Below are 9,478 nucleotides of genomic sequence, written 5' to 3'. Positions count from 1 at the left end.
GGTCGGGGGGACTCGGGGGACGAGTCGCCTCAAAACCTGCCCATGATCGCAGCGCCCCGCGTCGGCCCGTACAGCGGCCCGAGCCGAACGGTGGCGCGGCCGGGCTTCTTGGGCCGAAGGTGAGCCAGGGGCACGGCCGCGCCGAACGCGGCGCCCAGGCTCGCGCCCGCGATGACGTCGCTCGGATAGGCCTGGCCCCCGACCAGGACCAGCGCCGCGGTCCCAACCGCGATCCCGCTCGCGCCGATCCAGGTCAGGGCGATCGCTGCCTTCGCGCCCTTTGTGCCCCGACCTCGCAGCTTGATCGTCAGCAAGGTCGAGCTCGCGACGGCCGCCGCGACCATGAGCGCCGTGTGGCTCGAGACGAAGGACTGCCGACTGGCGGGGTCGGCCTGGGCCTCGATCAGGGCCTCGCGCTCCGCTCCGCTGTAGTCGTCGGGGTTGGCGTAGGCCAGCGGGCGCGGCCGTCGAGCCGCGTACTTGATGATCTCACCGGTGAGCAGGGTGAGCCCCGCGGCCTCTTCGTAGATCAAAAAATCGCGGCTGAGCCGAGCCAGGACCCGACCGCGATGGGGAGCCGCCTCGATCGTGTGGACCAAAAATGGCAGCAGGCCCCCAGAGATCTGGAGGACCTCCGCGCCCAAGCTGGCGCGCTTGCTGTAGCGAGCGTGGACGCTGCGATCGAAGCCCCCGAGCGCGGGCCTTGTTGGCAGCGGATCGAGCGGGAGCTGCTTGGTGACCCACAGCTGCATCGTGAACCCGACCGCCAGTGACCCCAGCGCAATCGGCCCATCGACAGCCCAGCGGGCGTTGGCAGGGTGGACCGGCTCCAAGTCCGCGACCGGTTCTTCATTTGGAGCTTCGTCTGGGCCCTCGCTCGACCCCGTCGGCGCCTGTGCGAGCACGGCCGCCACGACGAAGCTCTGGACGGTCAACCACACGAATCGTTAGAATGTCCCAGCGCCCATGCCTAAATCAAGCGCTGAATTTAGGGCTAGTACGAGCCGCAAGGCGAGCGTTTGGGGTGAGCGGAGGGGGCTTCGCCGCCGAAGCGAGGGGCCTTTTTGAAAGGCCCCTTGAAGACGAGTAGGCCTGAGTCGAGCGCGCAGCGCTTGATTCAGGCCTAGGGTGCAAGCGAATATCGCTTAACAGCTCGTGACCACAGCGCGACCTCCAGAGCCAGGCATGGGTGCGTGGGCCCAGCTAAGGGCGCTCCGCCGCGACTTCCTCGGCTACCTGCTCGACGCCGCTCGGCTCGGGGATCTGGTCTTGTTGCGTCCGGCCCCCGGCGTGAAGATATGGCTCGTCAACCATCCCGAGCTCATCTTCGAGGTCCTCGTCTCGCGCGCCGCGGAGATGCAAAAGAGCGCGATGACCAACAAGATGGTCGGCAAGTTTCTCGGTCAGGGCCTCGTGCTCGCCGAGGGCGAGCTCCATCGGCAGCAGCGGCGCGCGATTCAGCCCGCGTTTCGTGGGTCCGTCGTCGCGGCCCTGAGCCCGGCGATCGAGGCCGCGACCACGGCCGCGACAAGGAGCTGGCGCGACGGTCAGGCCGTCGAGATCGAGGGCACGATGACCAGGCTCTCACTCCTGATCATCGCCCAATTGCTGTTTGGCGAGGGCGAGGGGGCCCGCGGCGGGACCGACGCCAGCTTGCAGCGCGCCATGGAGCGCTTCGGCGAGTCCATGGCCCAGCGCTTTCGATCCATGCCTCTGCCCAACTGGTTGCCGACGGCCCGCCGCCGCGCCGAGCGAGCGGCGATCGAGGTCTTCGACCACGCGATCGCCAAGCACCTCGAGACTTCACCCAGTGACAGCCTCGCCACAAAGTTGCTCGCGCTCGGCCTCGCCCCCGCCGAGATCCGCGATCACATCGCGACATTGTATTTTGCCGGTCACGAGACCACCGCCAAGTGGCTGACCTGGACCCTGTGGCTGATCGCGCGCGACCCCGAGCTCGGCGAGCGCCTGCGCGACGACGAGAGCGACGCCCTCCTCAATCGCGTGCTGCTCGAGTCGCTCCGCCTCTACCCGCCCGCGTGGCTGTTCGATCGTGAGACCACGACCGAGCTCGAGCTCGGCGGTTACGCGATTCCGAAGCGCTCGACCCTCTACCTCAGCCCCTTCGTCTCGCACCGGGACCCTCGCTACTTTGACGCGCCCGACCAATTTTGCCCCGAGCGCTTCGTCGGCGGCTTCGAGGCCAGCTTGCCCCGCGGCGCCTACTACCCCTTTGGCTTTGGCCCACGAAACTGCGTTGGCCGGCCGCTCGCCGAGCTCACGGCCCGCGTCGCGCTGCGGGACCTGCTGAAACGCTGGCGTTTTTCTGTCGATCCCAAGCTCGAGCTGCGGCCCCAGCCCGCGTCCACGCTGCGGCCCACGACGCCGCTCTATCTGACGATTCATCCTCACTGAGCGAGCGAATCTGATACGCTCGATTGGGTGAGTGAATGAAGAGTAAAGACCCCTTCCTTCGCCCACTCGTGTGGGTCGCCGCCGTCGACCTCGGGCTGGCAGTCTCCGTGTTCTGGCCGTGGACGCAGACCTACGAGTTCGCCGAGCCCGGATCGATGGCCGCGCTGATGACCCTGCGCGCCGTCGTCTGGATCGTCCACCTCCGCGCGCTGCTCGGCCCGGTCCGCGCCTGGCAGCGACAGACGGACCAGGGCGAACTCGACGACGAGACCGTGCTCGCCGCCGACAACGCGCTCCAGCGGCTGACGACGCACTTCGTCGGCGCGCTCGCGCTCGGCTGGGTCTTGGCCCAGGCCTTCTCGGCCCTGCTCTCGTCTGGCTCGCAGATCACCGCCGCCCAGCAGGCGACCGCCGTGCTGTCGGGCAGCTCGGTCGTCCTGGCTCTTCCGGCCCTCGTGATCCCTGCCTTGCGCAACGCACTCTTCGACGTCCAGGCCGCCGTCGCGCGCGACGTGGTCGAGCGATCGCTGCGCGCCCCTCGGACTCGAAGGCCCCTCGCAGGCGGCCTCGTGCTCATGTTCGTCAGCCTCGCGAGTGCGGCCGTCATCGGCCTCGGCGGGATGGTGTCGTGGACCCGCGTCGAGGGTCAGCGCGCGCTGTCCCTCGCCGAGCAGCAGCGCCTCGCCGAGCTCGACGCCTCGCGGATCGCTGGCGGCCTCGACCGGACCGCGACCAGCGATCTGCTGGCCCTCGACGATCTGCCCGCGCCGCTGCGCGAGCTGGCCAGCGACGAACCCGTCGTCGCCTACGACACCGACACCGGCCAGGTCATGGCCGCGGCGCCCCTCGGGGATGGTCGCTGGGTCCTGAGCACCGAGAGCTTTGAAGACGACAGCTGGCGCAACGCGATCGAGCTGCTGATCACCTGTGTCCTGGCGATGGTCCCCGCCCTGCTCGCTGCGGTGACGCTGGCCCGCGTGGTCACGATCCCGCTGCGGCAGCTCGACGAGGCCACGCGGCAGATCGCCAGGACCGGAGCGCTGCGGACTCGGGGCCGCGTCGGCGCGCTTCAAAACGACGAGGTCGGTGACGTCGCCGCCAACTTCAACCACATGCTCGACGTCTTCGAGGAGCTCGCCGAGGCCGTGGACAAGGTCGCCAAGGGTGACCTGCGCGTGGAGCTCGAGCGCCCCGGCGATCTCCAGGACGGCTTTCGAGCGATGCTCGCCAACCTCGACGAGGCCGTGGTCCAGATCCGCTCGACGGCGCTCGAGGTCGGGACCGCCGCCACCTCGATCCAGGCCCGGGTTCAGGAGCTCGAGGACGCGAGCGGGCGGCAGGCGACGAGCCTGCGCGAGGTCGGGGCGACCGTGAGCTCGCTGGCCCACTCGGCCGAGTCGATCACGAACACCGCGAGGGGCGTGCTCGAGGACGCCGAGCAGACGCGGACCAACACCGACGCGATGGTCCAGCGCATCACCGAGTTCAGCAGCCAGGCCGCGGGGGTCGCCGAGCTCCTCGATCAGATCGGCGAGATCGCCCAGCGCAGCGACCTCCTCGCGCTCAACGGCTCGCTCGAGGCCGTGCGAGCCGGAGACGCCGGGCGCGGCTTCGCGTTGGTCGCCGCCGAGATGCGACGGCTCGCCGAGCGCGTGACGGGCACCGTGACCGACGTGAGCGAGCAGCTCGCGGGCATCCGGGTCGCAGGCGCGAGCACGGAGGCGGCGACGGAGCGCAGTCGGGAGCTGGCCGAGAACACCGCCAAGGCGGCGCGGAAGATCTCGCAAGAGACGCGCCGCCAGGGTCGGAGCACCGAGCTGCTCGTGGAGGCCGTGCACGGGGTCGTGGAGTCGGCGGCGACGGCTTCGACGGCGACGACGCAGACGCGGGCCCAGGCGGAGGGGCTGCGGGCCCACGCGGATTCGCTGGAGCGGTTGACGAGATCGTTCGAGTTGCGGGGGGGTTGATGCCGGCGCGGACGCGCTCAGGCCCACCCTCGATCGCGCAGCGTGAAGGATGTGCGATGAGCCGACCGGAGCAGTGCGCTCCCCCTTGAGGGCCTGGGCGATGTGCTCCGTGGCGAGAGGTTGACGAGCTTGCGAGGGTAGGTGCCAGAGCTCACGGAGCCAGCGGAGGACTTTGTCGTGCTCGAGTTCGCGGATGTGCTGTGTGGGGACAGCACTGCAACGCTTGTGTCGGCTCTCTTGATACGCCAACACGGTCGCGTACCACGTCACTCAGTCCGCCGGAGCCGTCCCCTTGCGCTGGGGGTCGGCTATCCAGGCCGCAACCCGGCGCATGAAGTCCCAAACGTCGCCGGCCTGGGGTTTGACGTAGCCTTCAAGGTCAGGGTCCCAGCCCAGGCGCTCGAGGGCCTCCTCCAACCACTTGCGCTTCTTGTCGGTGTTCGGGGTCAGCCCCAAAGGCGTCAACCAGCACTCCAACTCTCCCAGTGGGACGATGAACACGCCGTACTGCCCAAACACGTCGATCAGGTGCTCGAAGGTCTCGCGTTCGTCGCCGGTCAGGTCGGTGATCAGATCGTGCTTGAGCTTGATTTTGTCCCGCGCGTCGTCGTCGAGCCCCTGAGCTTGGGCCACGCGGTCGCGCACGCTCGTCTTGAAGTCCCCGCGCAGTTGCAGCAAGGTCTTGCGAATCGCCTTGGGAATCTGCGCCGCTTCGAGCACCCTTGTCAGATCTTTGCCGAACAAGACGTCCGCATCCAACACTGTCGCGGCCGCGACACTCATCTCTCGTAGGGGCCGAATCATGCGGCCCACCGTCTGCCAGTTCTGCGCGTTGAGGAACGCACAGCTTTCCAGACCGTCCCCCGGCTCGCCGTACAAGACCAGGCGCTCGTTGACCTCCTGATAGAGGGTCCGGTCCGCCGGAGCCTCGCAGACTACTGCGCCCTCGCAGAACAAGGCCGAGAGGGCAGACTCGCTACGCAGCAAGGGGTCGAGGGCGAGGCGCCGGAGCGCGTTTCGGTGCAGCAGGCGGGCCGTGGCCACGGGCGCCTCCCCACGGTCATCATAGCTCAGCCGCAGGATATTGATGTCCTGAGCATTTGGGGCGAAGCCCGCGAGCAGTTCAGGGCTATGGGTCGCTACAAAAAACTGAAAGTCGTTGTTTTTGGCAATTTCCGCGAGTTGGCGTGCAAATTTCCGAATGAGCGGCGGGTGTAAGAAAGCCTCGGGTTCGTCAATGAGCACGACACTCGCTGCCTTGGCGAACATCGCCGCGAACATCCCTACGATCGCGTGGATGCCATCGGAGCGCTCGTCGAGGTCGATCGCTCGGCTGACAAAGTCCTGCGTTTCCTGCTCGTAGCGGGCCTCGAGGCCGTCTGGCGGCGCTTCCGGAGACAGCTTCCACAGCACCTTGGGCGCCTGACTGACCATGTCGATGACCAGGTGCGCTCCGAGAACCTCGGCGACAACAGTACGCAAGAGCTTCCTGTTGTGCTCAGACTTGAGCAACTCCAACACGGGCGCCCCGTCCCCCGCTTCCTTGTCGTACGGCGACAGCTTTCCTTGGGCCGTCATCGCCAACCGGGTAAGCCCGTCGAGATAGAGAACCTGTCCCGAGAACTCGCGACGGACCTTGGGGTTTGACCAACTGTAGTCGCGCTCGATCTTCTCCAAGCAGGAGGCCAAACTCCGCAGGCGAGAGGGGTCCACGAAGACGTCGACGAGTTTGAGAGCCCTCTCCAACCCCGCGAGGTCCACTGCGGGCGACGGTGATGCCCCGAATTCGCGACCAAGGACGTCAGCGAACGCAGTGCCAAACACTGACATTTCGCCGAGCTTTGAATGGAGGAGGCCCCCGAGCACTCGAAGGTCCGACAGTTCACCGAACGAGACGCCGGGCTCGGGGATCCCTAGGCTACCCACGATCTCGACGCAGGCCTCCCAGTAGCCCCGCAAGACACCTTCCAGCCGTTTGAGAGCAGCCGGAAGCACGACGACTTCAGCGCTTGGCTCAGGTACGTCATCATCGAATGGCTGCCCATCGCGGAGTTCGGCCTCCTCGTCAAGACTCGCCTGTTCATGAATGGAACTTTTACCAATCACGAGCCCGAATACCCCCAGCCCCAACACCGCCTCTAACATCGGTTCTGCACCGTCGCCCTCCATTTCGAGCGATTTGGGCAGAAGTGCGCTCAGTTCCTTTGGCAAGAACTCGACGGCTCCCTCCCAAATCGTGGACACCACCTGAATCCGCTGCGCCACCAAGGCCTCCGAGGCCCGCTCGAGAGCGGGCAGCAAGTCATCCCACGGCCGCACAGGGATCCCTGAGGCCCAGTCGAACGCTTCTTTGTCCTCACCCCCAAGCACCGCCTCGATGATCTGCCGCCGGTCTTCGGCGACTCGCTCTGCAGACCACTCGACGACCGCAACAATCTTCGTGGACTTGACGTGGTGGAAGGACGTTTGAGGCCGAATATGAGTTCGGCCGCGCTCTCGCCGGGGATTGATTCCTGACAGCTCGCGCAAGAACAAGCTCTTGCCTGCGTTGTTAGGGCCGACAATGAGGTTGATAGGCCGAACGGTGAAGCTCAGCGGCTCCTCGTTCGCTTTGCCCATCGCGCCAATTGACAACGTGATTTTACCAAGGCTACCCACAGCGATACCTTCAGGGTGACAGAGGTGTAGCCTACGCGAGCACACCGGGGCCTGCAAGCGGTGATGACGTCTTCGGCTTCGAGATGCGTATGTTGTTCGGAGGCCTTCATCCGCCGCTGCCGCCTCAGATTACTCGTCCCACCTAGCCGAGACGTCCTCGCTCGGCGCGTCTGGATCGAACTGAGACTCGTCGTTCCAGAACTCCGTGTCTTCGAACTCGCACACCTAGTCCGGCTGCTCCCCCCTTCGCTCACCCACCCTGCCTCCGCCGAAGAGCGGGCACCGGGCGCCGCTGATACGTCGCCGAGAGCACCAACTCCAACCCCGTCGTCGACTTCTGCCCGTCCCGGGTCAGCATCGCCCCGACGATCAGCAATCATGGTCGAGCCCGAACCCCGCACCGCGCACGTGCACGACCTCCCCCGTGCACCCACGGCCCCTCGCCGTGACCGAGCCCCTGCACGCGCGCGGACACCCGCAGCGTCTCAGCGGCCCGGCGATTCCGCTTCCACCGGGCCTGCTCGAGCTACGCCTGCTTCGGGGTGCTCCTTCGCCCACTTGGCAACCACGACCATCTCGGGCTTGGGTCCTCCATCAATCCATCAGCAGCGGCAACACCGCGTTGCCGATCGTGATCCCCGTCTGGAGGAGCTGCAAGCGGCTCTCACAGCGGAGCTCGGACAGAGGAAAAGCGACCAACTGCGCGATCAGCGTTTTGCAGTTGGCTCCCAAACGCGAAAACGCCGCCAGGAGCAGTCCTGGCGGCGTCTTCTTCGTGCGAAGGGGGGGACTTGAACCCCCACGTCTTGCGACACTAGATCCTTAGTCTAGCGCGTCTACCAATTCCGCCACCTTCGCGGGCTTTTGGCGCTCCCACCCTGGCCAGCGGCCCGAGCAGGACGGGCTAGATATCACCGCCTCCCGCCCCGCGCAAGGTCTCTCCGATCTTGTGCAGCTTGAGCAAATTCACCGACGTATGAGCCTTCAGCGGCCAGCCAAGCGCGATGACCACGCGATCCCCGCGCTGAAACATCCCCCGCTCCAGCGCGGCGTGGTCGAGATCGATGAAGATCGACTCCCCGCTCGGCGACGAGGTCTGGAACCGGATCGGGATCACCCCCCAGTACAGCGCCAGGCTCTGAAAGGTCGCGGGCTGGTTCGTGAACGCGTACACGGGCACCTTCGGCCGGTAGTCGCTGACCAGCCGCGCGATCCCCCCGCTGCCCGTGTAGCAGATGATCCCCTTGCAGTCCGGCAGGCTCCGCGAGCTGATCACGGCGGCGCGAGCGACGGCGTTGGTCGTGTGCCCGAGCTGCATGTCCTGGGGCGGGTCGAGCCAGTAGGTCTCGGTCTGCTCGATCCGGCGGACGATCCGGTCCATGGTCTTAACCGACTCGATCGGATACTTCCCGGCGGCGGTCTCGCCCGAGAGCATCACGGCGTCGGTCCCGTCGAGGATCGCGTTGGCCACGTCGGACGCCTCGGCGCGCGTGGGCCGGGGGTTGCGGATCATCGAGTCGAGCATCTGCGTGGCGGTGATGACCAGCTTGCCGCGCTCGTTGCTGAGCTTGATCAGCTGCTTTTGGATCAGCGGGACCTCCTCGGGGCCCATCTCCACGCCGAGGTCGCCGCGGGCGATCATGATCCCGTTGGCGACGTCGATGATCGCGGGCAAGGTCTCGGGCTGGACGGCCTCGGGCTTCTCGATCTTGGCCACGAGCGGGACCTCGCGGCCGTACTCCTTCATCAAGGTCCGGCACAGCTCGAGGTCCTCGGGCCTGCGCACGAAGGAGAGCGCGATCATGTCGACGCCGAGCTCGAGGGCGAAGCGCAGATCGAGCTTGTCCTTCTCGGTCAGCGAGGGCAGCTCGAGCTGGGAGTCGGGCAAATTGACGCCCTTGCGCGCCTTGAGCAGGCCGCCGGTCACGACCTTGGTGTGGACCTCGTTGCCCTCGATCTTGGTGATCCGGGCCTCGAGCGCGCCGTCGTCCATGAGCACGCGCTCGCCAACCTGGGCCTCGGCCGCGAGCTTGACGTAGTCGATCGTCACGCGGCCAGGCTCGATCGGGGCGTCGGGGTCGGCGATGAACACGAGCTCGTCGTCGACCGCGAGCTCCATACCGGGCTCGGGGATCTTGCCCACGCGGATCTTGGGCCCCTGCAGATCACCGAGCACGGCGACGGGCTTGCGCCGCATGCTCGACTGCTCGCGGACGCGGTTGTAGACCAGCGTGTGGTCGTCGTGAGTCCCGTGGGACATGTTGAGGCGCACGGCGTCCACGCCGGCGTCGAGGAGCGCGCCGATCATCTCGTCGGTGTTGCTGGCCGGCCCGAGGGTCCCGAGGATTTTCGCGCGTCGTTGCTCCATCGCCGGGAGTTTGACACAGCGGAGGCCAAACCGGGTTACGAGAGCGTGCGCGGGAGCATAGACTGCGCCC

The 9,478-nt window shown here is 66.8% G+C and carries 5 protein-coding genes and 1 tRNA gene; 2 read left to right on the top strand and 4 right to left on the bottom strand.

All coding sequences use genetic code 11. The features are described from left to right. Positions 1-29: 29 nt before the first annotated feature. On the bottom strand, positions 30-935 hold the full coding sequence (locus tag ENSA5_RS07220; RefSeq protein WP_181197469.1) for a phosphatase PAP2 family protein: 906 nt from the start codon (positions 933-935) through the stop codon (positions 30-32). 250 nt (positions 936-1,185) lie between these two features. On the opposite strand from ENSA5_RS07220, the gene ENSA5_RS07215 reads away from it, so the two are divergent. Further along, the gene (locus tag ENSA5_RS07215; protein WP_106390895.1) at positions 1,186-2,415 is read left to right on the top strand and encodes a cytochrome P450; all 1,230 of its coding nucleotides are present in this window, start codon (positions 1,186-1,188) and stop codon (positions 2,413-2,415) included. Between the two features lie 35 nt (positions 2,416-2,450). Continuing rightward, entirely contained in the window at positions 2,451-4,382 is a 1,932-nt protein-coding gene (locus tag ENSA5_RS07210) for a methyl-accepting chemotaxis protein (protein WP_106390894.1), read from the top strand. A 270-nt stretch (positions 4,383-4,652) separates the two neighbouring features. Here ENSA5_RS07210 and ENSA5_RS07205 read toward each other — a convergent pair whose 3' ends face one another. The 3 genes from ENSA5_RS07205 to pyk form a co-directional block, all read right to left on the bottom strand. Continuing rightward, on the bottom strand, positions 4,653-7,001 hold the full coding sequence (locus ENSA5_RS07205) for an ATP-dependent nuclease (protein ID WP_106390893.1): 2,349 nt from the start codon (positions 6,999-7,001) through the stop codon (positions 4,653-4,655). 815 nt (positions 7,002-7,816) lie between these two features. Beyond that, positions 7,817-7,898: transfer RNA gene (locus ENSA5_RS07200), tRNA-Leu, on the bottom strand. A gap of 46 nt (positions 7,899-7,944) precedes the next feature. Continuing rightward, entirely contained in the window at positions 7,945-9,408 is a 1,464-nt protein-coding gene (gene pyk, locus ENSA5_RS07195; protein WP_106390892.1) for a pyruvate kinase, read from the bottom strand. Positions 9,409-9,478 lie beyond the last annotated feature (70 nt).

Origin of the sequence: Enhygromyxa salina, from assembly GCF_002994615.1 — a bacterium.
Taxonomy (GTDB): domain Bacteria; phylum Myxococcota_A; class Polyangia; order Nannocystales; family Nannocystaceae; genus Plesiocystis; species Plesiocystis salina_A.
Note: the sequence above shows the minus strand (reverse complement) of the source record. Positions and strands in the feature narration are given on the sequence as shown.

Bases quoted from the DNA above. Each gene is read 5' to 3' on its own strand.
- pyk (WP_106390892.1), bottom strand. From the start codon at position 9,408: ATGGAGCAACGACGCGCGAAAATCCTCGGGACCCTCGGGCCGGCCAGC.
- ENSA5_RS07205 (WP_106390893.1), bottom strand. From the start codon at position 7,001: ATGGGCAAAGCGAACGAGGAGCCGCTGAGCTTCACCGTTCGGCCTATC.
- ENSA5_RS07210 (WP_106390894.1), top strand. From the start codon at position 2,451: ATGAAGAGTAAAGACCCCTTCCTTCGCCCACTCGTGTGGGTCGCCGCC.
- ENSA5_RS07215 (WP_106390895.1), top strand. From the start codon at position 1,186: ATGGGTGCGTGGGCCCAGCTAAGGGCGCTCCGCCGCGACTTCCTCGGC.